This window comes from Stenotrophomonas maltophilia (assembly GCF_013464915.1).
Classification (GTDB): domain Bacteria; phylum Pseudomonadota; class Gammaproteobacteria; order Xanthomonadales; family Xanthomonadaceae; genus Stenotrophomonas; species Stenotrophomonas maltophilia_AT.
In genome coordinates, this window is sequence record NZ_RAVT01000023.1 from 14,198 (window position 1) to 38,425 (window position 24,228).

Annotated in this window: 26 protein-coding genes and 1 other RNA gene; 13 read left to right on the forward strand and 14 right to left on the reverse strand. The window is 65.8% G+C overall.

Translation table 11 applies throughout. The annotated features are described in order from the left end of the window. Position 1 precedes the first annotated feature (1 nt). Both D7T59_RS08035 and D7T59_RS08040 read left to right on the forward strand, forming a co-directional pair. On the forward strand, positions 2-1,417 hold the full coding sequence (locus D7T59_RS08035) for an FAD-binding domain-containing protein (protein ID WP_180852049.1): 1,416 nt from the start codon (positions 2-4) through the stop codon (positions 1,415-1,417). 139 nt (positions 1,418-1,556) lie between these two features. Next, positions 1,557-2,252, forward strand: coding sequence for a YiaD family glycine zipper/OmpA-like lipoprotein (locus tag D7T59_RS08040; RefSeq protein ID WP_164136552.1), 696 nt, complete (start codon positions 1,557-1,559; stop codon positions 2,250-2,252). A 180-nt stretch (positions 2,253-2,432) separates the two neighbouring features. Here D7T59_RS08040 and D7T59_RS08045 read toward each other — a convergent pair whose 3' ends face one another. After that, complete coding sequence (locus D7T59_RS08045; RefSeq protein ID WP_005416157.1) at positions 2,433-3,464, reverse strand: LysR family transcriptional regulator; 1,032 nt, start codon at positions 3,462-3,464, stop codon at positions 2,433-2,435. 147 nt (positions 3,465-3,611) lie between these two features. Here D7T59_RS08045 and D7T59_RS08050 point away from each other — a divergent pair, with 147 nt between their 5' ends. The 6 genes from D7T59_RS08050 to D7T59_RS08075 all read left to right on the forward strand — a co-directional run bounded on the left by D7T59_RS08050 (position 3,612) and on the right by D7T59_RS08075 (position 11,438). After that, a complete protein-coding gene (locus D7T59_RS08050) occupies positions 3,612-3,839 on the forward strand; it encodes a hypothetical protein (RefSeq protein ID WP_049414419.1) in 228 nt (75 codons plus the stop codon). After that, positions 3,836-4,606, forward strand: a complete 771-nt coding sequence (locus tag D7T59_RS08055; protein ID WP_164136551.1) for an SDR family NAD(P)-dependent oxidoreductase — start codon at positions 3,836-3,838, stop codon at positions 4,604-4,606. The genes D7T59_RS08050 and D7T59_RS08055 overlap by 4 nt, the downstream gene beginning before the upstream one ends. Positions 4,607-4,697: 91 nt before the next feature. After that, a complete protein-coding gene (locus D7T59_RS08060; RefSeq protein WP_164136550.1) occupies positions 4,698-5,924 on the forward strand; it encodes an efflux RND transporter periplasmic adaptor subunit in 1,227 nt (408 codons plus the stop codon). Positions 5,925-6,050: 126 nt separating this feature from the next. Beyond that, entirely contained in the window at positions 6,051-9,221 is a 3,171-nt protein-coding gene (locus D7T59_RS08065; RefSeq protein ID WP_180852025.1) for an efflux RND transporter permease subunit, read from the forward strand. A 64-nt stretch (positions 9,222-9,285) separates the two neighbouring features. Next, complete coding sequence (locus tag D7T59_RS08070; protein ID WP_106549383.1) at positions 9,286-10,023, forward strand: SDR family oxidoreductase; 738 nt, start codon at positions 9,286-9,288, stop codon at positions 10,021-10,023. Then, the gene (locus D7T59_RS08075) at positions 10,017-11,438 is read left to right on the forward strand and encodes an efflux transporter outer membrane subunit (RefSeq protein ID WP_180852023.1); all 1,422 of its coding nucleotides are present in this window, start codon (positions 10,017-10,019) and stop codon (positions 11,436-11,438) included. The genes D7T59_RS08070 and D7T59_RS08075 overlap by 7 nt, the downstream gene beginning before the upstream one ends. A gap of 42 nt (positions 11,439-11,480) precedes the next feature. Here D7T59_RS08075 and D7T59_RS08080 read toward each other — a convergent pair whose 3' ends face one another. Continuing rightward, positions 11,481-11,858: a VOC family protein gene (locus tag D7T59_RS08080; RefSeq protein ID WP_180852021.1), complete on the reverse strand. Its 378-nt coding sequence runs from the start codon at positions 11,856-11,858 to the stop codon at positions 11,481-11,483. A gap of 139 nt (positions 11,859-11,997) precedes the next feature. On the opposite strand from D7T59_RS08080, the gene D7T59_RS08085 reads away from it, so the two are divergent. After that, positions 11,998-12,261: a hypothetical protein gene (locus tag D7T59_RS08085; RefSeq protein WP_180852019.1), complete on the forward strand. Its 264-nt coding sequence runs from the start codon at positions 11,998-12,000 to the stop codon at positions 12,259-12,261. Positions 12,262-12,311: 50 nt separating this feature from the next. Here D7T59_RS08085 and D7T59_RS08090 read toward each other — a convergent pair whose 3' ends face one another. From D7T59_RS08090 to D7T59_RS08125, 8 genes are all read right to left on the reverse strand, one after another. Continuing rightward, positions 12,312-13,268, reverse strand: coding sequence for a toll/interleukin-1 receptor domain-containing protein (locus D7T59_RS08090; RefSeq protein ID WP_180852017.1), 957 nt, complete (start codon positions 13,266-13,268; stop codon positions 12,312-12,314). Between the two features lie 35 nt (positions 13,269-13,303). Beyond that, a complete protein-coding gene (locus D7T59_RS08095) occupies positions 13,304-14,155 on the reverse strand; it encodes an endonuclease/exonuclease/phosphatase family protein (RefSeq protein WP_180852015.1) in 852 nt (283 codons plus the stop codon). A gap of 138 nt (positions 14,156-14,293) precedes the next feature. Then, entirely contained in the window at positions 14,294-14,539 is a 246-nt protein-coding gene (locus D7T59_RS08100) for a hypothetical protein (protein ID WP_164136543.1), read from the reverse strand. A 25-nt stretch (positions 14,540-14,564) separates the two neighbouring features. Continuing rightward, on the reverse strand, positions 14,565-14,804 hold the full coding sequence (locus D7T59_RS08105) for a hypothetical protein (RefSeq protein ID WP_258013042.1): 240 nt from the start codon (positions 14,802-14,804) through the stop codon (positions 14,565-14,567). Between the two features lie 132 nt (positions 14,805-14,936). Next, the gene (locus D7T59_RS08110) at positions 14,937-15,170 is read right to left on the reverse strand and encodes a hypothetical protein (protein ID WP_180863265.1); all 234 of its coding nucleotides are present in this window, start codon (positions 15,168-15,170) and stop codon (positions 14,937-14,939) included. Positions 15,171-15,257: 87 nt separating this feature from the next. Further along, the gene (locus tag D7T59_RS08115; RefSeq protein ID WP_180852010.1) at positions 15,258-15,962 is read right to left on the reverse strand and encodes a PA1136 family autoinducer-binding transcriptional regulator; all 705 of its coding nucleotides are present in this window, start codon (positions 15,960-15,962) and stop codon (positions 15,258-15,260) included. A gap of 5 nt (positions 15,963-15,967) precedes the next feature. Continuing rightward, entirely contained in the window at positions 15,968-16,840 is an 873-nt protein-coding gene (gene hchA / locus D7T59_RS08120) for a glyoxalase III HchA (RefSeq protein ID WP_180852008.1), read from the reverse strand. A gap of 84 nt (positions 16,841-16,924) precedes the next feature. Then, a complete protein-coding gene (locus D7T59_RS08125; RefSeq protein ID WP_180852006.1) occupies positions 16,925-18,946 on the reverse strand; it encodes an esterase/lipase family protein in 2,022 nt (673 codons plus the stop codon). 153 nt (positions 18,947-19,099) lie between these two features. Between D7T59_RS08125 and D7T59_RS08130 the strand changes: the two genes are divergently transcribed. Then, the gene (locus D7T59_RS08130; RefSeq protein ID WP_180852005.1) at positions 19,100-19,561 is read left to right on the forward strand and encodes a methyltransferase family protein; all 462 of its coding nucleotides are present in this window, start codon (positions 19,100-19,102) and stop codon (positions 19,559-19,561) included. A 14-nt stretch (positions 19,562-19,575) separates the two neighbouring features. On the opposite strand, the gene D7T59_RS08135 is transcribed toward D7T59_RS08130, so the two are convergent. From D7T59_RS08135 to ssrA, 3 genes are all read right to left on the reverse strand, one after another. Continuing rightward, positions 19,576-20,058: a hypothetical protein gene (locus D7T59_RS08135; protein WP_180852003.1), complete on the reverse strand. Its 483-nt coding sequence runs from the start codon at positions 20,056-20,058 to the stop codon at positions 19,576-19,578. A gap of 27 nt (positions 20,059-20,085) precedes the next feature. Continuing rightward, a complete protein-coding gene (locus D7T59_RS08140; protein ID WP_075076051.1) occupies positions 20,086-20,532 on the reverse strand; it encodes a lipoprotein in 447 nt (148 codons plus the stop codon). 153 nt (positions 20,533-20,685) lie between these two features. Further along, positions 20,686-21,039, reverse strand: a transfer-messenger RNA (tmRNA) gene (gene ssrA, locus D7T59_RS08145). A 206-nt stretch (positions 21,040-21,245) separates the two neighbouring features. Here ssrA and D7T59_RS08150 point away from each other — a divergent pair. Further along, complete coding sequence (locus D7T59_RS08150) at positions 21,246-22,376, forward strand: hypothetical protein (RefSeq protein WP_343203086.1); 1,131 nt, start codon at positions 21,246-21,248, stop codon at positions 22,374-22,376. Between the two features lie 168 nt (positions 22,377-22,544). Continuing rightward, positions 22,545-23,117, forward strand: coding sequence for a hypothetical protein (locus D7T59_RS08155; RefSeq protein ID WP_180852001.1), 573 nt, complete (start codon positions 22,545-22,547; stop codon positions 23,115-23,117). 123 nt (positions 23,118-23,240) lie between these two features. On the opposite strand, the gene smpB is transcribed toward D7T59_RS08155, so the two are convergent. Next, positions 23,241-23,744 carry an SsrA-binding protein SmpB gene (gene smpB / locus D7T59_RS08160; RefSeq protein ID WP_005409231.1) on the reverse strand — a complete coding sequence of 168 codons (504 nt, stop codon included), beginning with the start codon at positions 23,742-23,744 and terminating at the stop codon, positions 23,241-23,243. Between the two features lie 57 nt (positions 23,745-23,801). Here smpB and D7T59_RS08165 point away from each other — a divergent pair, with 57 nt between their 5' ends. Further along, entirely contained in the window at positions 23,802-24,227 is a 426-nt protein-coding gene (locus tag D7T59_RS08165) for a type II toxin-antitoxin system RatA family toxin (protein WP_005409232.1), read from the forward strand. Position 24,228 lies beyond the last annotated feature (1 nt).

A 24,228-nucleotide genomic window follows, 5' to 3' on the forward strand; every position in this document is an offset into this window, starting at 1 on the left:
TGTGTCGGTAGCGTTGGTATGGTTCCGTCGTGATCTGCGGCTGCAGGACAATCCGGCCCTGCAGGCCGCGCTGGATGCAGGTCACGACGTGGTGCCGGTCTACATCCATGCGCCGCACGAAGAAGGTGAGTGGGCGCCGGGTGCCGCCTCCGATGCATGGCGCCACCGTTCATTGGCCGCGTTGGATGCGGATCTGCGCGCGCGGGGTTCCTCACTGGTGCTGCGCAGCGGTGACAGCATGCCCACGCTGCAGGCACTGATCGAACAGACCGGCGCCGAGGCGGTGTTCTGGAACCGCAAGTACGAACCTGCGACCCAGCCACGCGATGCCACCATCAAGCGCACGCTGCGTGATCAGGGCATCGACGCGCAGAGCTGCAATGGCAGCCTGCTGTTCGAGCCCTGGGATATCGCCACCCAGCAGGGGCAGCCGTACAAGGTATTCACCCCGTACTGGCGCAACGTACTCAGTCATTGGCGGCTGCCCGCGCTGCAGGCCGCGCCGAAGGCGCTGGCGGCACATACGGTCCACAGTCTCACGCTGGACGCGCTGCGGCTGGCGCCCACGCTGGGCTGGGATACCGGTTTCTGGGAGCACTGGCAGCCGGGTGAAGCCGGTGCGCTGGAAGCACTGTCCGTCTTTGAAGACGGTGCCCTGCGCGGGTACCGCGAGCAGCGCGACCTGCCGGACCGGGTCGGCACCTCGCGGCTGTCGCCGCACCTGCATTTCGGCGAAATCGCACCCTGGCGGATCGCCCATGCGCTGGAAGGGCTGCGCAGCGCCGGCACCGACGCCGACATCGATGGCTACCTGCGCCAGCTGGGCTGGCGTGACTTCGCCTACCACCTGCTGCATCACTTCCCGAAGACGCCCACCGGGAATCTCAATCCGCGCTTTGATCGCTTCCCATGGGCAACGCCCAGTGGCGCGCAGCTGCACGACTGGCAACGCGGCAACACCGGCGTGCCGATCGTCGATGCGGGCCTGCGCGAGCTGTGGCACACCGGCTACATGCACAACCGGGTGCGGATGATCGTTGCCAGCTATCTGTGCAAGCACCTGCGCGCGCACTGGCTGCATGGCGCGCGCTGGTTCTGGGACACCCTGGTCGATGCCGACCTGGCCAACAACACGATGGGCTGGCAGTGGGTGGCGGGGACCGGTGCCGACGCCGCACCGTACTTCCGTGTGTTCAACCCTGTGACCCAGGCCGAGAAATTCGATCCGCAGGCTCGGTACATCAGCCGCTGGGTGCCCGAACTGGCCGCGCTGCCGGCGAAGGCACGATTCGCGCCCTGGCAGCATCCGTTGCTGCTGGCGGCACACGCGCCGGACTATCCGCGCTCGCCGCTGGTGGATCTGGCCGCAGGTCGCGACGCCGCGTTGGCGGCTTACCGCCAGTCGGGGGCGGGGTAAAGGGCGACCTGAGCGATCCGGTCAGTTAGCTGAACGCGGCCCTGTCGGCGTGCCCGATCATCATTCCGGCATCGCATCGGGCTGTTTATTCTCTTTGCGCCCGCAGGCCGCCGGCCGACCGGAAACCAAGGAGAACCTCATGATCCGCAACACCACCCGCAACGTCGCACTGGCCCTGATGAGCGCGGCCGTCCTGTCGGCCTGCGCCACCGGCGGCTCCTATGTACAGAGTGACCAGTACGGCAACCCGACCGAGCAGCAGAACCGCACCGGCCGCAACGCCCTGATCGGCACCGCCATCGGCGTGGCAGCCGGCCTGCTGACCGGCGACAGCGCCACCGAGCGTCGCCAGCATGCCCTGATCGGTGCAGGTATCGGCGCGCTCAGCGGCGCCGCCGTCGGCCAGTACCAGGATCGCCAGGAACGCGCACTGCGCGAGCGCACTGCCAACACCGGCATTGATGTGCAGCGCCAGGGCGACAACATCATGCTGAACCTGCCGGACGGCATCACCTTCGACTTCGGCAAGTCGACCCTGAAGCCGCAGTTCTACGGTTCGCTCAATGGCGTGGCGGGCACCCTGCGTGACTACAACCAGACCATGATCGAAGTGGTCGGCCATACCGACAGCATCGGCAGCGACGCGGTCAACAACCGCCTGTCGAAGGAACGTGCCGACTCGGTCGCGCAGTACCTGGTCGGGCAGGGCGTGCAGAGCGTGCGTATCGAAACGCTGGGCGCCGGCAAGTCCTATCCGATTGCCGACAACAGCACCGATGCCGGCCGCGCCAAGAACCGCCGCGTCGAGATCCGCGTGATTCCGCTCAAGCAGTAACGCGCAGCGTTACTGCTGTTCCGGCGCAGCCGGAACGAAAATGCCGCCCTTGCAGGCGGCATTTTCTGTAGGTGCCGAGCTTGCTCGGCACGCCGACAGCGTTCCCGGTCACGAGCTTTGCGAACGGCGCCGACCAAGGTCGGCATCTACCAGGAAACTGGCGCGCGGCATCGTTGTGGATTACGCCGCCGACGCCGCCACCTTTTCCAGAATCCGCTTGCCGCTGCTTTCCAGCGCCGCGTCTTCCTGCGCCTTCTGCTGCTGCGCCAGCTTCGCGCCTGGGCACTGCGCCAGCATGTAATTGGCGTCGAAGTTGAGCTTCTCGACCAGGAAGTCCACGAACGCCCGCACCTTCGGCGAGACCAGTCGGCCGCCGGCGAACACAGCGTTGAAGTCCACTTCCGGACCGGTCCAGCCAGCCAGCACGCGGCGCACCATGCCCGATTCGACGAACGGCTTGGCCATCACGTCGCCGGTCAGCAGCAGGCCTTCGCCACACACCAGCGCCCCATTCAACGCAGACATGTCGTTGGCGGTCATCAGCGGGGTAACCGGGAAGTCACGCAGCTCGCCGCCGTTCTCGCCCAGCTGCCAGGTGAAGCGCGGCGAATTGCCGGTGTGGTATGGCTTGCGCATGGCCAGGATGCGATGGAACTGCAGTTCTTCCGGATGCAGCGGTTCACCATAGCGCTCGATGTAGGCCGGGCTGGCGAACACCTGCGTACGCAGGCTGCCCAGCTTGCGCGCCACCAGGTTGGAATCGGGCAGGGCACCCACACGCAGTGCAAGATCCGCTTCACCTGCAATCAGGTCCAGCTTCTCGTTGCCCATGTGCATGTCCAGGCGGATCTCCGGGTACTGCGCATGGAACTGGCCCAGCAGCGGGGCGATCCAGGTGATGCCGATCGAATAGGGCACGGTGAAGCGCAGCCAGCCGCGCGGGCCGGACTGCAGCTGGCTCACCGCGCTCTCGGCTTCTTCCAGTTCGCGCGCGATGCGCTGGCAATGTTCGTGGTAGATCGAACCGGCTTCGGTCAGGCCGAGGCGGCGCGTGGTCCGGTGCAGCAGGCGCGCGCCCAGGCGCGTTTCCAGCTCCTGCACTTTGCGGCTGACCGTGGTCTTGGGCAGGCCGAGCGATTTGGCAGCGGCAATGAAGCTGCCTTGCTCGACCACTTTGACGAAGATCAGCGTCTCGTTGAGATCGTGGGACATGGTCGGGGATCCAGGACGTCGGGGATGGGGCAATCGTGACAGAACGATTGGACCGGGAGCGGGATGATTATTCCCCTTAATCAGGACTAATCAAGTAAAGGTTTGAGGTCTATCGTGGCGCCATTCGTTAATTGGAGCCCGTCCGCCATGAGCCTGCGCAACATTCTTGCCCGACTCCGGAACGCCGGCCAGAACACCCTGGACCTGGCGATGACCGTCGAAGCCCGTCCGAGTTCCTTGGTACACAAGGACTTTCGTGAGTTTACCGCGCCCATGCGTCAGCAGCGTGGCGGCGCCATCCGCCTGGTCCCTCACAAGGGTGACCGACTGCGCCGAATCGGGACTATCCCGGATTTGGGAGGAAATGTCCCGTGAATGGGATGCTGACGCCCGAAGTCCTGGTCCTGGGCGGCACCGGTGCCGTCGGCCAGGGCGTGGTTGGCGCGCTGCTGGAGGCCGGCAGCCCGGTACTGGTTGTCGGCCGCGATCCGGGCCGGTTGGCGGCGCTGCACGATCAGTTCGCCGATGAGCCGGGCCTGGAGACGCTGCTGGGTTCGCTCAGCGACGACGGTTCGGCGCGCGCGCTGGCCGAACGCATCGCGCAGCGCCCGCGCCCGTTGGCGGCAGTGATCGCCGCAATGGGCGGCCCGTACCGGCGCGGTCGCGTGGTCGACCGCAACGGTGACGAACTGATGGGCGCGATGCAGGCCGATCTGATGCCGCACGTGCACGCGGTGCGTCACCTGCTGCCGCTGCTGCAGGACAACGTGCATGCGCGACGCTACGTGATGATCGGCAGCCCGGCCAACGCCAAACCGTGGGCGGGCTACGGCGAGACCTCGATCACCACCGCCGCGCTGCGCATGTACGCGCAGGTCGTGCACCAGGAAGCGCAGGCGCTGGGCGTGCGCGCGCAGATGCTGGAAGTCTGCAGCCCCGTCTGTACCCCGGCCAACGCGGCCAATGCCTGCATCGAGTGGCCCAGCTCGCTGCTGGTCGGCCGGCGCGTGGTCTCGCTGCTGGATGGTTGCCGCGACAACCGCGCCATCGTCCGCTGTGACAGCAGCGATGCCGAGCTGCCGCGCGGCCTGCTGCACCTGGAAGTTCCTCCGCTTTGGCGCGATACCGCAGGCGTCGCTTGACCTCGACCATGGTTGAGGTCGCAGTATGCGCCGCCGATTTTCGCAACACGTTCTCATATAGCTGTACCACCCCTCCGTACGGATGCATGCCATGACTTCCCCCAATACCACCCCACATCGTTTCGGCCATCGCATCGCGATGGTCGGCGTGTCGATTCTCGCCGCGGCCGTGCTGGCGGCCTGCAGCGGCGGCCATGCCGAAGAAGCCGGTGCACCGCCTCCGCCGCAGGTCAGCGCCGCGCCGGTGCTGGTCAAGCAGGTCAGCCAGTGGGACGAATTCAGCGGCCGCGTCGAAGCGGTACAGAGCGTTGAACTGCGTCCGCGCGTGTCCGGCTACATCGACAAGGTCAACTATGTCGAAGGCCAGGAAGTGAAGAAGGGCGAAGTGCTCTTCACCATCGACGCGCGCAGCTACCAGGCCGAGTACGATCGCGCTGCCGCCGAACTGGCCCGTGCACGTACCCAGGCCACGCTGGCCCGCAGCGAGTCCGAGCGCGCCAAGCGGCTGTCCGAGCAGCAGGCAATCTCCACCGAGACCGCCGAACAGCGTCGTGCGGCGGCCGACCAGTCCGGTGCCGCCGTGCAGGCCGCGCAGGCGGCGCTGGACGCAGCCCGGCTCAACCTGGAGTTCACCAAGGTGCGTGCACCGATCGACGGCCGTGCCGGCCGCGCGATGGTCACCGCCGGCAACCTGGTCACCGCCGGCGACAGCGCCAGCGTGCTGACCACGCTGGTCTCGCTGGATACGGTGTTCGTCTACTTCGATGCCGACGAAAGCACCTTCCTGCGCTACGCCCAGATGGCACGCAAGGGCGAGCGCCCGAGCGAGCGTGACAGCGAGCTGCCGGTGAAGGTCGGCCTGTCCGGTGAGGAGGGTTACCCGCACGCGGGCAAGGTCGACTTCCTCGACAACCAGGTCGCCCGCAGCACCGGCACCATCCGCGTCCGCGCACTGCTGGACAACGCCGACCGCCAGTTCACCCCGGGCCTGTTCGCCCGCGTGCAGCTGCTCGGCAGCGGTCAGTTCCAGGCCCTGCTGATCGACGACAAGGCCGTGCTGACTGACCAGGACCGCAAGTACGTCTACGTGGTCGACAAGGATGGCAAGGCCCAGCGCCGCGACATCCAGCTCGGTCGCACCGCCGACGGCCTGCGCATTGTCGAACACGGCCTGGCCGCCGGTGACAAGGTGATCATCGACGGCGTGCAGAAGGTCTTCATGCCGGGCATGCCGGTGCAGGCCAAGGCGGTGGCGATGCAGCCCCAGGCTGCGAAGCCGGCACCGGGCCGCGATGCCACCGCCGCGCTGAACCACTGATCCCCGTTTCCTGATCCGCGTCCCCGCTTAGCTGCCGGCGCCAGCGGCAGCCTTCCCTGCCTTCGTCATATCGGCGAGGGGCGGGGAGGCTGTTGCCCGCCGAATGCCTTTCCCAGGAATTCCTCCATGGACTTTTCCCGTTTCTTCATCGACAGGCCGATCTTCGCGGCGGTGCTGTCGATCGTGATCTTCGCCGCCGGCCTGATCACGATTCCAATTCTGCCGATCAGCGAGTACCCGGAAGTGGTGCCGCCGTCGGTGGTCGTGCGCACGGTCTATCCGGGCGCCAACCCCAAGGTCATTGCCGAGACCGTCGCCACGCCGCTTGAAGAAGCCATCAACGGCGTCGAAGGCATGATGTACCTGAAGTCGGTCGCCGGTTCCGACGGCGTGCTGCAGATGACCGTCACCTTCCGCCCGGGCACCGACCCGGACGCGGCGGCGGTGAAGGTGCAGAACCGCGTGGCGCAGGCGCAGGCGCGCCTGCCAGAAGACGTGCGCCGGCAGGGCGTGACCACGCAGAAGCAGTCGCCGACCTTCCTGATGGTGGTGCACCTGACCTCGCCGCAAGGCAAGTACGACACCCTGTACCTGCGCAACTACGCACGCCTGCACGTCAAGGATGCGCTGGCGCGTATTCCGGGCGTGGGTGACGCGCAGATCTTCGGTGGTGGCGACTACGCCATGCGCGCCTGGCTGGATCCTGACAAGGTGGCTTCGCGCGGCCTGACCGCCAGCGACGTGGTGCGCGCCATGCGCGAGCAGAACGTGCAGGTGTCGGCCGGCCAGCTCGGTGCAGAACCGCTGCCGAACAGCCAGTTCCTGACCCTGATCAATGCCCAGGGCCGCCTGAAGACCGAAAAGGAATTCGGCGACATCGTGCTCAAGAGCGGCACCGATGGCGAGATCGTGCGCCTGGCCGACGTGGCCCGCCTGGAGCTGGGTGCGGGTGACTACACGCTGCGCTCGCAGCTGGACGGCAAGAACGCGGTCGGTATCGGTATCTTCCAGTCGCCGGGTGCCAACGCGCTGGAAATCCGCGACCAGGTCATCTCGACGATGGACGAGATGCAGAAGACCATGCCGGCCGACGTGAAGTACGAAGCGGTGTATGACACCACCATCTTCGTGCGCGACTCGATCAAGGCCGTGGTCTCCACGCTGCTGGAGGCCATCGCGCTGGTGGTGCTGGTGGTGATCCTGTTCCTGCAGACCTGGCGCGCTTCGATCATCCCGCTCATCGCGGTGCCGGTGTCGGTGGTAGGTACTTTCGCCGCGCTGTACCTGCTGGGCTTCTCGATCAACACGCTGAGCCTGTTCGGCCTGGTGCTGGCAATCGGCATCGTGGTCGACGACGCGATCGTGGTGGTGGAGAACGTCGAGCGCAACATCGAGGAAGGCCTGTCGCCCACCGCAGCGGCCCACCAGGCCATGCGCGAGGTGTCCGGCCCGATCGTGGCGATCGCGCTGGTGCTGTGTGCCGTGTTCGTGCCCATGGCCTTCCTGTCCGGTGTCACCGGCCAGTTCTACAAGCAGTTCGCGGTCACCATCGCCATCTCCACGGTGATCTCGGCGATCAACTCGCTGACCCTGTCGCCGGCCCTGGCCGCGCGCCTGCTGAAGGCCCATGGCGCGCCGAAGGATGGCCCGAGCCGTCTGATCGACCGCCTGTTCGGCTGGGTGTTCCGTCCGTTCAACCGCTTCTTCAAGTCCAGCTCGGAGAAGTACGAACGTGGCGTGGCCCGCATCCTCGGCCGTCGTGGCGCGGTGTTCGTGGTCTACGCGGTCCTGCTGGTCGGTACCGGTGTGATCTTCAAGCTGGTGCCGCCGGGCTTCATCCCGACCCAGGACAAGCTGTACCTGATCGCCGGCGTGAAGCTGCCGGAAGGTTCGTCGATCGCGCGTACCGATGAAATGCTGCGCAAGGTTGCCAAGATCGCCCAGGAAACCGATGGCGTGGCCCACACCATCTCGTTCCCGGGCCTGAACGCACTGCAGTTCACCAACACGCCGAACACCGGTGTGGCGTTCATTCCGCTCAAGCCGTTCGCCGAGCGCCATGGCCGTACCGCCGCGCAGATCAATGCCGAGATCAACCAGAAGATCGCCGGCCTGCAGGAAGGCTTCGCGTTCGCGATGATGCCGCCGCCGATTCTGGGCCTGGGCAACGGCAACGGCTACCAGATGTTCATCGAGGACCGTGGCAACCTGGGTTACGGCGCGCTGCAGAATGCCGTGCAGGCGATGCAGGGCACCGTTGCGCAGACGCCGGGCATGGCGTTCCCGATCAGCAGCTACCAGGCCAACGTGCCGCAGCTGGATGCCGAAGTCGACCGCGTCAAGGCCAAGGCACAGGGCGTGCAGCTCACCGAGCTGTTCGACACGCTGCAGACGTACCTGGGTTCGGCCTACGTCAACGACTTCAACCAGTTCGGCCGTACCTGGCAGGTGATCGCACAGGCAGACGGTCCGTTCCGCGAGACGGTCGAGGACATCGGCAAGCTGCGTACCCGCAACGATCGTGGCGAGATGGTGCCGATCGGTTCGATGGTCACCATCAAGCAGACCTTCGGCCCGGACCCGGTGCTGCGCTTCAATGGCTACCCGGCAGCGGACCTGGCCGGTGAAGCCGACCCGCGCGTGCTGTCCTCGGCCGAGGCGATGAACAAGCTGACCGAGATCGCCGGCAAGGTGTTGCCGGTGGGCATGACCACCGAATGGACCGACCTGAGCTACCAGCAGGCAACCCAGGGCAAGGCCGCCTTCATCGTGTTCCCGGTGGCGATCATGCTGGCCTTCCTGGTGCTGGCCGCGCTGTACGAGAGCTGGTCGCTGCCGCTGGCGGTGATCCTGATCGTGCCGATGACCCTGCTGTCGGCGCTGTTCGGCGTCTGGCTGACCGGCGGTGACAACAACGTGTTCGTGCAGGTCGGCCTGGTGGTGCTGATGGGCCTGGCGTGCAAGAACGCGATCCTGATCGTCGAATTCGCCAGAGAGCTGGAGATGGGCGGCAAGGGTATCGTTGAAGCTGCGCTGGAAGCGTGCCGCCTGCGCCTGCGCCCGATCGTGATGACCTCCATCGCGTTCATCGCCGGCACCGTGCCGCTGGTGCTGTCGCACGGTGCAGGCGCCGAGGTGCGCTCGGTGACTGGTATCACCGTGTTCGCCGGCATGCTGGGCGTGACCCTGTTCGGCCTGTTCCTCACCCCGGTGTTCTACGTGGCCCTGCGCAAGTTCGTCACCCGCAACGGCGGTGGCCAGCTGGTGCAGCACGGCGAGCCGACCATCCACCACTGACATGGAACCCCGTCGCCGCCGGTCACTGGCCGGCGGCGGCTTTCCCCTCACAAGGCATGAATCCATGAACACCCATCAGAACAAGATCGCGCTGGTCACCGGCGCCACCCGTGGCATCGGCGCCGAGACCGTGCGCCAGCTGGCCCAGGCCGGCGTGCACACGCTGCTGGCCGGCCGCAAGCGCGAGACCGCCGTGGAGCAGGCGCTGAAGCTGCAGGCCGAGGGCCTGCCGGTGGAAGCCATCCAGCTGGACGTGACCGATGCCGCCAGCATCGCCGAAGCGGTCGAGCAGGTGCGCCAGCGCCACGGCCGCCTCGACATCCTGGTCAACAACGCCGGCATCATGATCGAGAACCCGGCGCAGGCGCCGTCGGAGCAGTCGCTCGATACCTGGAAGCGCACCTTCGACACCAACGTGTATGCGCTGGTGGCGGTCACCCAGGCCTTCCTGCCGCTGGTCAAGCAGGCCAAGTCCGGTCGCATCGTCAACGTGTCCAGCATGCTCGGCTCGCAGACCCTGCACGCCGACCCGGCGTCGGGCATCTACGATTTCAAGGTGCCGGCCTACAACGCGTCCAAGGCAGCGGTGAACAGCTGGACCCTTAGCCTGGCCTACGAACTGCGCAACACGCCGATCAAGGTCAACACCGTGCATCCGGGTTATGTGAAGACCGACATGAACGGCGGCAACGGCGAAATCGAAATCAGCGAAGGCGCACGTTCCAGCGTGGAAATGGCGCTGATCGGCGAGTCTGGCGCCAGTGGCAGCTTCACCTACCTGGGCGAGGTGCTGCCATGGTGATCCGCACGTTGGCGATGGCCGTCTCCAGCCTGGTGCTGGCAGGCTGTGTCAGCGTCGGTCCCAACTACAAGGCACCGGTGCAGGAACCGGTGGTGCTGCAGGGCGCACAGCAGCAGGTGTTCAGCACTACCTCGCCGGTCGCGAGCTGGTGGGCGCAGTTCGACGATCCGGTGCTGGAGGAACTGGTGCACGGTGCACTGTCGGACAACCTGGACCTGCGCGTGGCCGTGGCCCGCGTCAGCCAGGCCCGTGCGGTGTTCGTCGAAAGCCGCTTCGACCAGGCCCCGCACATCACCGCAGGCGGCAGCTACGACCGCCGCAAGCAACCCGATCCGCAGCTGGGTGGGCAGCGGGTGTTCAGTGAAAGCTACCAGCTCGGCTTCGACGCCGGCTGGGAGCTGGATCTGTTCGGCCGCAAGCGCCGTGCTGCAGAAGCCGCGCGTGCCGACCTGGACGCCGAGCAGGCCAACCTGGCCGATGCCCAGGTACTGGTTGCCGCCGAAGTGGCGCGCAACTACTTCGAGCTGCGTGGTACGCAGAAGCGCATCGCCGTGGCCCAGCACACCCTGGTCAACCTGCGCGACACGCAGAAGCTGACCGAGGCGCGCTGGGAACTGGGCGCCGGCAGCGAGCTGGATGTGCAGAGCAGCCGTGCGCGCCTGAAGGCGATCGAGGCCGACATTCCGCTTCTGGAAGTATCCGAGACGCAGTCGCGCAACCGGCTGGCGGTGCTGCTGGGCCAGCGTCCGGAAATGCTGACCGCGATGCTGGCACCGCATGAAGTGCCGGCGTTCGCCAAGGCGTTGCCGCTGGGTGATACCCGCGAACTGCTGCGCCAGCGCGCCGACGTGCGTGTGGCCGAGCGTCGCCTGGCGGCGGCGACCGCACGCGTGGGCGTGGCTACTGCGGACCTGTTCCCGCGGCTGTCGTTGTCCGGTTTCGTCGGCTTCCTCGGCGGCGACGCCAGTGGCCTGGTCAATGGCAACAACAAGGCCTGGTCGTTGACCCCGTCGCTCAGCTGGGCCGCGTTCGATTTCGGCACCGTGCGCGCACGGCTGCGTGCCAGCAAGGCTGAAGCCGAGGGCGTGGCTGCGCAGTATGAGCAGGCCGTGCTGCTGGCCCTGGAAGACACCGAGAACGCGCTGACCCGCTATTCCAAGCAGCAGGCGCGGTTGGCGATCGTGGTCGAGCAGGCGCAGGCGGCACGACGTGCCGAGTCGCTCGCGCAGATCCGCTATCGCGAGGGCTCGGAGGACTTCCTGACCCTGCTGGATGCGCAGCGCACGCAGCTGGCGGCGGATGATGCACTGGCGGCGGCCGAGGCCGAAGTCAACGTCAGTGTGGTTGGCGTGTACAAGGCGCTGGGCGGCTGGGGGCAATCGCCGCAGCAACCCAGCGTGGCGCAGCTGCAGTAGGCGCAAGGGGACGGACGCCGCGGCTTCCGTCCCTTTCTGCTTTCAGGGCCAGTGATTGGCCGCTATCGCGCGTTCGCGCATGCGCACGATGCAGAAGCGATGGCCGGTGGGCGCTTCCATCACCCACCAGCGTTTGACGAAGCCGATCCGTCGCGCGCCGAGTTTTTCCAGTCGATCTGCCTCGGCATCGATGTCGTCGCTCTCGATGTCCAGGTGCACCCGCGAAGGGTGATCGACGCGCTGCACTTCCACGTTCAGGCCCGCGGGCGCGCCCTGCAGGTCGGCGTACTCGGCGCCGTCTTCGGCATGGGCGGGCTGCGCCTGCAGGCCGAGCGCGGCCGCCCAGAAACGTGCGCCTTCGTCGGCGGGAATGCCCTCGCAATCGATGATGAAACCGGCCAGGCGACTCTGATGTGCCATGCCCTTCTCCACAGTTCGGGAAAGGGGGCAGCGTAGCGCGGCGTGTGCTGTGGACGTTGTCACAGTCATGACGTTTCTGACTCTGCCGGAACCGGGCCCTGCGGTGTAACTAGTGGGGCAGATTCCAGGAGGGCAGGCGATGAGCGATGACAAACACAACACCCAGCGCATGCTGTTTGGTGATCCGGGACCGCCTGGCGCAGGGCTGTCGGTAGCGGTCGTAGTGCTGATGGTGTTGGCGACAATGGCGGCTGCGATCGGCTTCGTGCGGCTGCCGGACCAGATGCTCGGGCTGGGCCTGATCGGCATCTCCGTGTTTCTGGCGGTCGGTGCCCGCATCTTCCAGGCACGCAACCAGCATCAGGCGCTGTACCGGTTGATGTCGCGACAGCCACGGCATTGAGATTGCGCCGCAGTGTGATCCTGAACGGAGCAACAGCCAAGCTTCCAGGATTACACCTGGCCTGCAGGTGGGAATAAACGCGACATCACGCGGTAGCCCTCGGAACTGTTCAGTAACGTTCCAATGATCTCTTCTCCATCAACATGAAATGGTTCATGGGACTTGACGTAGCGGAACACTTTTTCAGCAAGAACGGAGCCGGCTGAATTGAATGCTCCATGCAACTCCGGTTTCAGACGGTCAAGGAACAGCACCGAAGCAACGGCAGTTCCCAGGGCCCGAATCGCGCGGGAAGGACCGCCATGGTCCCAGAACCAGCGACCCTTTGTCGGACAGAAGTCCTCGTTGTCATCGTGAATCATGTAGTTCCAGTCGGGGCTCTCGTACATCCAGCCTGGCGGCGTAAGCAGCCTGCCGTTGCAGAAGACTTCATGAGTTCCTGCCAGTCCGGTAAATTCCACTGCGTGGTCCTGAAGCCAGCAAAGTGCTCGTTTGCGCAGTGCGTGATACTCGAGACGTTGCTGTACATCATGTGTGATCTGGGCCTGCGTGGATCCATCGGTTGCGGCGAGCAGGAATTCACCCAATGGAATGCTCTCCGAATGCAGCTCGGTGAGATCCAGGTATGCACGCCCTTGTAGAACAGGAGGGAGGGCTGCGCGGGCATCAGCGTCGAGGATGACTGGGACGATCCGCACGTCGGACTGATCGACGTGCTTCTCCAGCATGGTCAGTTCGCGATTCAATCCTGAGCCGGGTCTCGACATGGCCGAGAGAAAATCGCTGTCACACAGGCAGAAAACAATCAGTGGGCGCTCCGCCAACGCGCATTCGATCAGCTTGTCGATGTTCTGACCGAAACCGACGCTGTCCCTGTCCCAGAAGACGCGATACTTCCAATCCAGGTTGCGGACAATGTCGCTACGGATCCATTCCTTTGCATGAAACTGCCCACCCCAAGCGTAGGAAATGAAGACGGATGCATCTTCGCGCCAGGGTGTGTCCATTCAGTCTGCATGATTGTTTTGGATTCGATCGGATTCTACTCAGGCCAATCCAGCTCGACCACCAGCGGGAAATGATCCGACGGCAACACGCCGTCGATGCGACGGTCATCGGTGACGAAGCTGCGTGCATGGAAGCCACGCACCAGCACCCAGTCCAGCTGCACGGTGGCCTTGCCGGTGAAATCGTGGAAGGTCAGGCGTGGCCCCTGCGGAGCCTTCACCTGCGTGCGGGTGTCCTGCAGCAGGCGGGTAAATGCCTTGTAGGTGTCACCACCCGGCTCGCTGTTGAAGTCACCCGTCAGGACCACCGGCAGGTCGGTCGGCAGGGTTGCCAGATGCTTGCCGATCAGTTCGGCACCCTTCACCCGGCGCGGCTCGTCCTCGTCGCGGTAGGGCAGGTGGGTATCCATGAAGTAGAAACGACGGCCATCATCCAGGCGCCGGAACAGGGCCCAGGTGACCATGCGCGGGTACAGGTTGCCCCAGGTGATGCTGCCGGGCACCTCCGGTGTATCGGACAACCAGAAGTTGCCGGAGTCCTCGACGGCCAGCACCTTGCTGTCGTAGAACACGCCCATGTGTTCGTCACCGCTTCCACCGCGGCGGCCTTCGCCGAACCAGCGGTAGCCCGGCAGGTGCCCGGACAGGTAGTCGGCCTGCTCCTTCACCAGCTCCTGGGTGCCGATCACGGCCGGGTGTGCATCGAGGATGACCTTGACCATGGCATCGCGACGGTCCGGCCAGCGCTTGCCGGGTTCGGCATCAGCCGGGGTGCGGACGTTGAACGACATCACCTTCAGTGGCGCCGGCGCAGCGGCCCAGGCAACGGCAGGCAGAGCAAGCGCCAACAGTGCGCACAGCGCAGGGCGATGGAAACGCGACAACATCGTGGAATCCCTCCATTCCATGAAAACGGTTTCATGGAGCATGCCATGGAAGGCGAGGGCAGTGGTATGCCGGGATGGGCGGATGGCAGGTGCCGGGCGGGCGGTGAGAGCGCCGCCCGGCGGATCGCGTGAGCGCGATCAGGGGTCGTACATCATCCCGTTTTCGTCACGGTTGTAATGCCCGGTCACTTCGCGTGAGCCATCGTCGTAGACCACGTACGTCGTGCAGCGTTGGTGGAACACGTTTCCAGCGACGCGGAAGGGCACGCATTCTTCCTGGACCTCGACGACTTCGGCGGCCGTCGTGGTGGCGACCGGGGCCAGCATCGACACGGCAAGCACGGCGGCAAACGAACATGCCGACAAACCTTTCTGCAGTCTCATCCTTACGCTCCTTGATGATGGGGGCTTACATCAGGTACGGATTGCCGTACTCGTCGATCCAGTACTCGGTGAGGAAGATATCGCCGTCGGCATCGGGCATGATCACGATGCAGTGCTGGTGGATGCGGTAACGCTCCACTTCAAACGGTTCGCAGCGGGTCACGCTGCCGGGCGGGGAGGTAACCCCCGCGCGTGCGGTACCTGCAGACATCATTCCAGCGACTGCCACAACCAATGCGGCCATTGCGGCCAGGTGCAGTTTCATGGGCATCATCCTTGTGTCTGAAATCGCGCGTTCGCGCCGTGTCGTGCAGCCGCCGCGCCCGCAGTTCCGTTACGCGAGGGCTGCTGCATGCGCGCCGGCCCGGCTGGCGGCCCGACGCGGTCCCCACCCGGCTCAGTCGCGCAGGTAAGGGTTGCCGTACTCGTCGATCCAGTACTCGGCGGTGTAGACGTTGCCGAATTCATCGGTGTAGGTTTCGGTGCAGTGGTGGTGGACACGGTTGCGGTCCACATTCACTGGCACACAGGAAACATTCTCTCTCGGGACCCTTGTGTTGGCGTCCGCCAGCGGAGCCAGGGTTGCAGTTGCCACCACCAACGCGGCCATCGCGGCCAGTTGCAGTTTCATAAGCATCATCCTTGCTTTCTGCAATCGCGCACATGCGCATGACGTGTGTAACACGCGAACCAGACCGCCGGAAGTGCCTTGCCGCGATCAGTCTTCGATCTCGCCGCGGCGGCTGGCAGCACGCACTGCCTGCGCGGTGGTTGCCACACCCAGGCGTTGGCGCGCGTGGCGCAGATGGTTCTCCACCGTGCGCGTGGAAAGCCCAAGCGTGGCCGCGATCTCAGCCTGCCGGCGGCCGGCGGCAACCCAGCGCAGCACTTCGCGCTCGCGGTTGCTCAGCGCGCTTCCCGAGAGCTCGGCAGGCGATTCGGCCAGATGGCGTGCGGTCCGGAATGCTGCGGTTGCAGCAGCCTCCAGCTGCAGGCGCGCGCTGGCCGACGCGTCGATCGACGTACCGGCAACGCTGATCGCGCCCTCCAGGCCGGTGGTGCCGAACACCGGCACCTGCAGACCATGCAGGCCTTCGCCGCGTGGCTGCTTCACTATCTGGTAGCGTTCGCCGCGAACGCCTTGGCGCTTGCTCCAGAAGAACGGCGCGTCGCTGTCCAGCACGTGGCGATTGACCGGGCAGGCGTGGAGGTAGCGCGCAAGCTCGGTAGCGCTGCCATCACCGAACCAGTCGCCTTCGATCCAGTACACGCGTTGTGTACCCCGCTCCAGCCCGGTGCCGGTGGCGAACACCAGCACGCGGTCATAGCCGAGTGGTGCCGCGATGCCGCGCAGGACCGCACCCACCGCGCTCAGCGAGCGGGCGCGTTCCAGTTCCAGCAACGCCTGCACCAGCGCGGTCATCCGGCTCAGCGCCCAGCCAGGGTGTCGAGCAGGGTGCGTGCAGCCAGCTTGCCCAGCGCATTGCCGGCCAACGGGCTGTCACCGGTCAACAGCAGGCGGTCCTGCAGCACGCTGCCATCGATGCCGGCGTTGACGATCTGCACGCCCTGCTGCGCCAGGCGCTCACCGAAGAACCACGGCAACTGCCCGGGCATGTAGCCGATCTCCGGCGTCTGCCGGTCCATCGCATCGGGGAAGGCGCAGATGCGGTAGCCGCGGAACAGCGAACCGCCATCGGCCTCGTCCACGCCTGCAGCCAGCAGTGCGGCCGGACCGTGGCACAGGGTGATGATGTGGCGCTGCTGGGCCATCGCCCAGTGCAGTACGGCCTTCACCGCGCGGCTCTGCGGCAGTCCGATCAGGGCGCCATGGCCGCCGGGGATGAACACCGCGGCATAGTCCGAATCCGCATCAAGTCCGGCGACCACCTCGTCCAGCGGCAGCGGCTGGCGGAAGCGCGACGCGTAACGCTCGTACAGTCCGCCGATTTCCTTGTCCTCGCGCGGGAACGCCCACCACTCGAATTTGGCGGCGTTGCCCGACAGCGTGGCCACATCGATGTCGAAGCCGGCCTTGTCGAGGTGGTACATCGGCAGCAGGGTCTCCACCGGATGGTTGCCGGTGGAGAACAGGTGGCCATTGGCGGTGGGCAGGTAGCGCTCGTCGGCGGCGATCATCAGCACCTTCCAGCGACCGTCGCGGCGTGCGTCCGGATAGTCGGCGCCGGACAGGTTGCTCTTGGGCGAGGTGAACTGCGACAGCGAGTAGGGCGACGGGAAGAAGGCATCGCGCTCGGCCGGGTCAGGCCTGGGCTGGCGGCTGGGCTCTTGCGTGTTCATGCGGACCTCCTGCGGGGAATGTGGGGCCAGCATAGGAGGGTGGGTGCGCACGCGCGATGAGGGATTTCCCTCAGTCGCCCAAGGCTATCTGGCTGCCGCCTCATGCTGTTGCATGTCCTCGTGCAGGATCCGCCGCAGCTCGACGATGGCCGGCGTGGCTTCCTGCACGCTGTGACCGGACACGATCACCTTCTCCGAGTCCGCGTGCGGCAGGTGCGAGCTCCAGTAGGGCACCAGCCCGTCGTCGGTCTTTTCCAGCGGACCATCGGCCTTGGCGCGCGCGATGATCGAGTGGTAGTGCACCTTCGGCGACATCGGCAGGTCGGCCACCGCGCGGACGAAGGGATCATCCTTGTCCAGGTTCTGGATGCTGTTCATCTGGTAGCCGTGCTTGCCGTCATTGCGGTCGATCTGACCGTCGTTGGCAATGGTGGCCACATCTTCCAGTACGGTCAGCGGCAATCGCACCAGGCGTCCGATCCAGCGGCCCAGGCGGGTGCCGGCCACATCGGTGCCGCGGTGTGGCGTGGCGATGAACACCACGCGCGACACTTCCGGTTCCGGCAGGAAGGTCAGCACCGGTGCGCCCCTGGTGCGCAGAAGTTCCTGCTGTGCAGGTGTCATCTGCGCGGTTGCCAGCAGCGTATCCACCAGATGATCGCCGGAAGAGGAGATCATCAGCCGCGCGATCACGCCGCCCATGCTGTGCCCGACCAGCACCATGTCATGCGACGCCTGCGCCTTGCCGCCGGGATCGAAATGCTTGAACACTTCGGCCAGCGTATGACGCATTGCATCGTGGCTCATCGCGATGGGCATGTTGGTCGGGTAATAGAACTGCCAGATCTGGAAATCCTGGCGGATCTCGTCGTCACGCATCAGCTCGTTGGCAACGTTGACCCAGGCTTCCGGGCTGCTGGCCAGGCCATGGATCATCAGCAGCACGCGGCGATTGGGATCGTAAGGCTGCATCATGTACAGGTGCGGCGTGTCGATACCGCCCTTGCCGCCGAACAACGAGCGCAGCGACTGGTGGCTGAAGTTGGAACGGGCCAGCCACAGCGCGTAGCCAGCGGTGAAGTTCGCGGCCAGCGGCACCTGCTGGCCATGCAGGGTGACTTCGGTGACCTGGTAGGGATCGTGGATCTCCAGCTCCGGCTCGTCGTCGTGCAGCACTTCCCACAGGTTCTTTCCCGAGAAGCGCAGCAGCACCGTCATCGACGGCGACGGCATCTCGCTCCAGCTCTGCGTGGCCGAAGTGCTGGCCTGCGTCGCAGGCGTCGCTGCCGGCGGCGTGGTGGTCGTGGCGGCTGCAGGATCGTCCATCACCGCCACCAGCTCGGCACCGAAGCCATCGCGGCGATGCACGCTGCGCAGCGTGCCGGTGAACGACAGCGATGCGGCGGGCACCAGTTCGCTGGGGGTGCGCGTACCCAGGGGCGAGGGTTCGCCGGACGGGGCCAGCACAAAGGTCCATCGGCCCAGCTGGAAGTGGCTGGCTTCGCTGTGCACGCGGCCGGTGGCGTAGGCGTTGTACAGCTGTACCGACGCCTCCTGCACGGCCAGGTTGTAGTAGTCGCGCACCTGGGTCTGGCGGTCTTCAAAGCCGCGCTGGTTGGCGGTGCGCTCGGTGAAGAACAGATAGGCGTAGGCCTGGCGCGCGACCTGCATCCACGCGTCCAGGCGCGGCTGGAAATCGGCATCCAGCTCGGTGATCGCGCTCTTGGCACGGCCGGAAGTGGAGTACTCACGCTTCGGCGCGGGCAGGGTCATCGCATACTGCAGCCACAACTCAGCCAGGCTCGAACGCTTGTCCTCCTCGCGCACCACGATGCTGCCTTCCATCGCTTCGATGCAGGGCAGGCCCGGCTTGGCGCAGACGCCTTCATCCAGGCCGGCCACGCGCAGCGTTTCCATCGTTGCCGAGCTGAGCTTGCCGGTGGTGAGGATGTCGCCGCGCTTGAGCGCGATGTACTGGCCGGGCGTGACCGAAGCCACCTGCACCGAAGGGCCGAACTGGCGCAATGTCGCGCAGCCGCCCAGGGTGAGCAGCACGGTGATGATGAGGGTCGTGCGGCCGATGAAGCCCAAGCCCGTGGTAGCCATACGATCCTCCTGCGCGGTCGCGCCACTCTAGCGGTCGGCCTGTCAAAGCGGAAGATACCGGGCGGTCGGTTTGGCCCCCTGGGCCGCTGTCGTGCAGGCGATTCAGGCAGGTTCGTGTGACACTGGGGTGAATGGAGCGATGCAGGGACTGCGATGACGTGGTTTGAGACCCGGATCCCGCCGCCGCTGGTGATGCTGCTGTGCGCGGGAATCGGCTGGCTGGGTAGCCGGCTGTGGCCGGATGCGGTGGTGCCCCTGCCGATGCCGGCGCTGATGACAGGCGGGGTGACGGCGATCGGTGTGGCGCTGAACCTGCTGCCGAAGCTCGCGTTCCAGAGGGCGCGCACCACGGTCAATCCGCTGCGCCCTTCGGCATCGAGCGCGCTGGTCACGCACGGCGTGTACCGCTACACGCGCAATCCGATGTATCTGGGCCAGGCAACGATCCTGACCGGTGCGATGTTGTACCTGCAGAACATGATCGCGTTGCTGGTTGTGCCGTTGTTCGTGCTGTACATCACCTGGCTGCAGATCATGCCGGAAGAGCGGGCGTTGCTGGCCCGCTTCCCCGAGGTGTATCCGTTGTTCCGCCAACGTGTGCGGCGTTGGTTGTAGCGCAGGTGATGCCGTTACCGGGTGATCTGGCACTTCACGGCAGCGGAATAGCCTTCGTAGTCGTCGCCTGCGATCACGTGCAGGGTGTGGCGCTTGTCGATGGCCTTCACGTATGAAGGCTCCTCCGTGTTGGCGTGCTCGTTGACCGTGGTCACTGACCACGCCTTGGCCAGACGCTTGGAGTCAACGCCGTTCAAGTAGACGAACAGGCTCTTCTCGCCCTCGGCCACGTTCACGTCGGCACTGGTGACGGTGCCGCCGAACAGGGCGACTGGCTTGTCCTCCGGCTCGAAGGTGCCGCCTGGCTTCTTGGCCAGGCCGGCCGCCTGCAGTGCATCGATGGCGTCGGCCTCGCTGAAGTTCGAGCCGGCCCTGCAGGCCAGCAGCGCTTCCAGCGTGGCGGTGCCGGGCGGTGCGATGGCCGGTGCCGCCGCATGCGTGGCCGGAGTTGCGGCGAATGCGGCGAAGAGCAGGGACATCGTGAGGGCAGCTTTCATGGCAGATCCTTCTGACGGGAGCAGGAATCAGAACGCCGGTTCGATCACCGGGAACTCTTCAGCGGAGGAGTAGAGGCGATAGGCCTGCGTGGCGCCGGCGCGGACGTTGATTTCGGTCGAGCGCCGGCGGGAATTATTGGTTTTCTCCGACTGCAGCACGCCGCAGAGGCCCCGCCCTTGGACAGGCGTGGCGGTCAGCACGTGGCGCCCCTCGGCCAGGACAAGGGACAGGCGCTCGGCGGGGTCGAGATGTGCGGCCATCTTCCCATCGACCATGACGCCCATGTAGCAGCCGCTGCCCACGAATCCAACGTCGCGGGTGACCGTGATGGTGCCCGTGGGTTCACCCTGGGCGTCGATCGGGAAAATGCGTGCGGCCGGAGCGTCCTTGATCTGCTCGGGGGATGCCTGCTTGGTAGGCATGCAGCCGGACAGTGCGGCAATCAGCAGGGCAGGGACGAGCAGCTTCTTCATCACATCTTCCTTGGAGGAGATCGGGGTCTTGATGGCCGGAATGATGCAATGAAAAGGCTTTGGAGTTACAGCCTTCCAGACGAGCAGGCACAAAAAAGCCGGAACTCCGTTGCGGGAGATCCGGCTTCTTGCGGCCTCGACAGGCCATACAGATGGTGGAGGTGGGCGGAATTGAACCGCCGTCCGAAGGCACTCCATCCCCAGCACTACATGCTTAGCTCGCCGTTGAATCTCGTCCCCGAACAGCACGGCGTGCAAAGCGCATCCGGGAACCAGCCTGTTGTGTTCTAGTGCCGGACTGACAGGCAGCCACCCAGCGCGATTCCATGATAGTGACTCTACACCGCGAGCATGGACACAAGCGGTTTCGAGGCTTAGGCCTTAAGCGGCCAGAGCGTAGTTGTCGTCGTTGGCAACTAGAGTTTTGCAGCTGGATTTACGAGGAAAGCTACCCCCTCGGCATGCGCCAGGCGACTTCACAACCCCCGTCGAAACCAATGCACCCCCGGTTTCTACAGTGCTGCAAGGTACAGGGCCGATTCCGTGTCGCCACGGGCAGGGCCTGCCCAACGCCGCGAATGTTACGGCAATACGGCTGAACAGTCACGCACGGGAGCCGTAGCCGGGCAATGCGCGATGGAGCCGACGGACCGGCCATCCCCCATCGCCGGCTCCGCCCATGCCGCCCGGCACGTTGTGGTCACAGCAGCGGCGTGCTCGAATCGGCCAACGCCCTTCCGCGGACGGCCCCGGCCATGCCCTCCAGCTCCCGCATTCTGCGATTCCGTGGTGCTGCCGCTGTACTCGCCGTCCTGATGGCGATGCCTTTCTGCACGCTCCAGGCGGCGGAGCCGCCCTATTCGGTGGAGGTCCGCTACAGCCGGGCGCTGGATCTGTTCAATCTGCTGGACAACCTGCCGGACTGGCTGCCTGGATACACCTCGCCGGTGTATCGGGAAGCGTGGCAACGCCGCTTTGGCCTGACCGATCAGGACCGGGCGCTGTTGGCCGACTACGCGGCTTTCCGGCAGCGCACCTCACCGCTTGCGCGGAGCGGTTCGGAGCCGTCGGCGCCGGCTGATCGCCTGTTCGCGGGCGCTGACACCCGCACCGGCGATCCTTACGCGAGGCATTTCCTTGCCGCACCCTCCTTCCCCGCGGCTGTTGAAGCCGCTATCGAAGGGCAGGGCAGGGAGGATCAGCTGCTGCTGCGCCGCTACTACGCGCACTTCGCGCCACGTGCCGAACAGCTGCTGGCGACCCAGGCGCCGTTTGTTGCGCAGCAGGCGTCGCTTGCCCGGCAATTGGCCGCGCCTGCGGTGCTGGCGCTGGCCCAGCAGATGAAGGCGTTCTTCAACGTGGAAGATTCGCCCGTCTTCCAGGTCCGCTTCGTATGGTGGCCCGAGGCGGAACGAACCCAGGCCAAGCTGCGCGGTGGCTACATCCTGCTGTTCTCGACGTTCGAGAGCGACGACGACTGGGCGCCGATCGTGATGCACGAGTTCAGTCACTTCCTTTCGGCGGGACAGCCAGTGCCGCAGCGGCGGATCCTGGCCGAGTCCTTCGCCGCGTTGTGCCCGGAGGCCCTGGCGCTGCCCAACCCGCTCAATGCACTGGAAGAGCCGCTGGCGATCTACTGGGGCCAGTACCGCTTCGAGCAGCAGGTGCGCGGCCAGGCGCTGTCAGCGGAGAGCGCCTGGTACGTGCAGCCGCAGGCCGACCGTGCGGCGAAGGCGCTTGCAACGGCCTTTCCGGCCGGCGGCCCTGCGCCACGCCTGGAGGTGGGCCCCTTGCTGCGCGCTGCGGCGTCTGCCTGCAGCGTTGCAGAAGATGGGCAGCGTTGATCGGCATGCCGGGGTATCCGGTCCGCAGGGTTGGCGCCTGCCAGTCCATTCTGGCAATCCGCAAGAAGTTGTAGAGCCACCGTCATAGCGGATTGGTAACTTCATTGGCACGAATTTGCGACACACTGGCGACGACCATCCAAGCCAGGACAGACACGGAGACGGTGGGTGACCGATGCAAGCCAACAACGCAGCCTGCGACAGCTGATCGGGCCGGTCGGTGCCGACTACCAGCGGCGCGCGTTGCCGCCGGGCTGGGTCTGGGCGGTGCTGGCGGTGCTGCTGGCGGCCACCTGGCTGACCGAGCTGCCGGCCACGGCTGCGGCCGCGCTGATCGCCAGCGCGGTGGTGGTGCACTGGTCACAGCGCGGTCGCATCCATTGGCTCGGCTGGCGCCTGCCGGGACTGGCCGTACTGGCGGCCCTGCTGTGGGGGCCGGAAGTGCTGTCGCAGTGGTTCGAGCACGGGCTGGCCGTGGTCCTGATGTCGTTGGCCAGTCTCAGCATTGGCGTGCACGTGTGGCAGTCGCGGCAGCTGGCGCGCCAGCTGCAGGGCGCGGCCGATGCGCTGGATGATGCCCAGCTGCTGTCGTTGCTGCCCGATGATGCCGCGCAGCTGGCCCAGCAGTGGCGGGAGGGGGATGATCGCTACGCGCCGGAACTGGCGGTGGTGATGCACCTGGCGGTGATGCACGCGGCGCTGGCGCCGCGCATGCGCGGGCAGGGCGTACTGGCGGGGTGACCCGCCTTTTGCAGGGTCGAGCGATGCTCGACTGCTTCTTTGCCGAAGCCGAGCCAGGACAGCCGAGCATGGCTCGGCGCTACAGAAAACCAAGGCCGCCGGGCATGGCCCGGCATTGCAGCCTTACGCGTCGCGGTTGCCGCGACGCATCACGCGCTGCTTCTCGATCGCCCAGTCGCGGTCCTTGGCGGCATCGCGCTTGTCGTGGGTCTGCTTGCCCTTGGCCAGCGCGACTTCGAGCTTGATCTTGTTCTTGCTCCAGTACATCGCGGTGGGCACGATCGTGTAGCCATCGCGCTCGACCTTGCCGACCAGCTTGTCGATCTCGCTCCGGTGCAGCAGCAGCTTGCGCTCGCGCCGGTCGTTGGCCACCACGTGGGTGGAGGCCTGGATCAACGGGGTGATCTGGGCGCCGATCAGGAAGATCTCACCGTGCTTCACGTAGGCGTAGGCATCGATGATGTTGCCGCGGCCAGCGCGGATCGACTTCACCTCCCAGCCCTGCAGGGCCAGGCCGGCCTCGAAGCGCTCTTCGATGTGGTACTCGTGGCGGGCACGCTTGTTCAACGCGATGGTCTTGTTGGCCGTCGCGCTCTTTGCTTTATCCTTGCCGCTGTTCTTGCTCATTTCCGTATTGTCTCCGATTCGGGCCCGCCCGGTCGATTGCCGAAACGTCCTGTATTCATGCCTACTATCCGCCGCAGCGCCCTGGTCGAGCATTCGTCCGCGCGCATGTTCGACCTGGTCAACGATGTCCAGGCCTATCCGCGCCGCTTCCGCTGGTGCTCGGCTGCCCAGATCCTGGAGCAGGGCGAGGACCGGCTGGTGGCGCGCCTGGACCTGGGCCTGGGTTCGTTCAGCACCTGGTTCCAGACCGAAAACACCCTGCAGCGCCCGCACAGCATCGACATGCAGCTGCGCGATGGCCCGTTCAAGCAGTTGCACGGCCGCTGGGAATTCCATGCGCTGGCCGAGGACGCCTGCAAGGTCACCCTGACCCTGGAATTCGAACCCAGCTCGCGCCTGCTGGGACCGGCCCTGGCGATCGGCTTCCAGGGTCTGGCCGATCGGATGGTCAATGATTTCGTCCGCGTCGCCGACGAGGCCTGAG

Coding starts and splice junctions, on each gene's coding strand:
- D7T59_RS08095 (WP_180852015.1), bottom strand. CDS start 14,155: ATGTTGTCGCGTTTCCATCGCCCTGCGCTGTGCGCACTGTTGGCGCTT.
- D7T59_RS08125 (WP_180852006.1), bottom strand. CDS start 18,946: ATGGCTACCACGGGCTTGGGCTTCATCGGCCGCACGACCCTCATCATC.
- D7T59_RS08045 (WP_005416157.1), bottom strand. CDS start 3,464: ATGTCCCACGATCTCAACGAGACGCTGATCTTCGTCAAAGTGGTCGAG.
- D7T59_RS08075 (WP_180852023.1), top strand. CDS start 10,017: ATGGTGATCCGCACGTTGGCGATGGCCGTCTCCAGCCTGGTGCTGGCA.
- D7T59_RS08135 (WP_180852003.1), bottom strand. CDS start 20,058: ATGAAAGCTGCCCTCACGATGTCCCTGCTCTTCGCCGCATTCGCCGCA.
- hchA (WP_180852008.1), bottom strand. CDS start 16,840: ATGAACACGCAAGAGCCCAGCCGCCAGCCCAGGCCTGACCCGGCCGAG.
- D7T59_RS08065 (WP_180852025.1), top strand. CDS start 6,051: ATGGACTTTTCCCGTTTCTTCATCGACAGGCCGATCTTCGCGGCGGTG.
- D7T59_RS08130 (WP_180852005.1), top strand. CDS start 19,100: ATGACGTGGTTTGAGACCCGGATCCCGCCGCCGCTGGTGATGCTGCTG.
- D7T59_RS08050 (WP_049414419.1), top strand. CDS start 3,612: ATGAGCCTGCGCAACATTCTTGCCCGACTCCGGAACGCCGGCCAGAAC.
- D7T59_RS08080 (WP_180852021.1), bottom strand. CDS start 11,858: ATGGCACATCAGAGTCGCCTGGCCGGTTTCATCATCGATTGCGAGGGC.
- D7T59_RS08105 (WP_258013042.1), bottom strand. CDS start 14,804: ATGAAACTGCACCTGGCCGCAATGGCCGCATTGGTTGTGGCAGTCGCT.
- D7T59_RS08090 (WP_180852017.1), bottom strand. CDS start 13,268: ATGGACACACCCTGGCGCGAAGATGCATCCGTCTTCATTTCCTACGCT.
- D7T59_RS08140 (WP_075076051.1), bottom strand. CDS start 20,532: ATGAAGAAGCTGCTCGTCCCTGCCCTGCTGATTGCCGCACTGTCCGGC.
- smpB (WP_005409231.1), bottom strand. CDS start 23,744: ATGAGCAAGAACAGCGGCAAGGATAAAGCAAAGAGCGCGACGGCCAAC.
- D7T59_RS08110 (WP_180863265.1), bottom strand. CDS start 15,170: ATGAAACTGCAACTGGCCGCGATGGCCGCGTTGGTGGTGGCAACTGCA.
- D7T59_RS08085 (WP_180852019.1), top strand. CDS start 11,998: ATGAGCGATGACAAACACAACACCCAGCGCATGCTGTTTGGTGATCCG.
- D7T59_RS08165 (WP_005409232.1), top strand. CDS start 23,802: ATGCCTACTATCCGCCGCAGCGCCCTGGTCGAGCATTCGTCCGCGCGC.
- D7T59_RS08040 (WP_164136552.1), top strand. CDS start 1,557: ATGATCCGCAACACCACCCGCAACGTCGCACTGGCCCTGATGAGCGCG.
- D7T59_RS08060 (WP_164136550.1), top strand. CDS start 4,698: ATGACTTCCCCCAATACCACCCCACATCGTTTCGGCCATCGCATCGCG.
- D7T59_RS08070 (WP_106549383.1), top strand. CDS start 9,286: ATGAACACCCATCAGAACAAGATCGCGCTGGTCACCGGCGCCACCCGT.
- D7T59_RS08100 (WP_164136543.1), bottom strand. CDS start 14,539: ATGAGACTGCAGAAAGGTTTGTCGGCATGTTCGTTTGCCGCCGTGCTT.
- D7T59_RS08115 (WP_180852010.1), bottom strand. CDS start 15,962: ATGACCGCGCTGGTGCAGGCGTTGCTGGAACTGGAACGCGCCCGCTCG.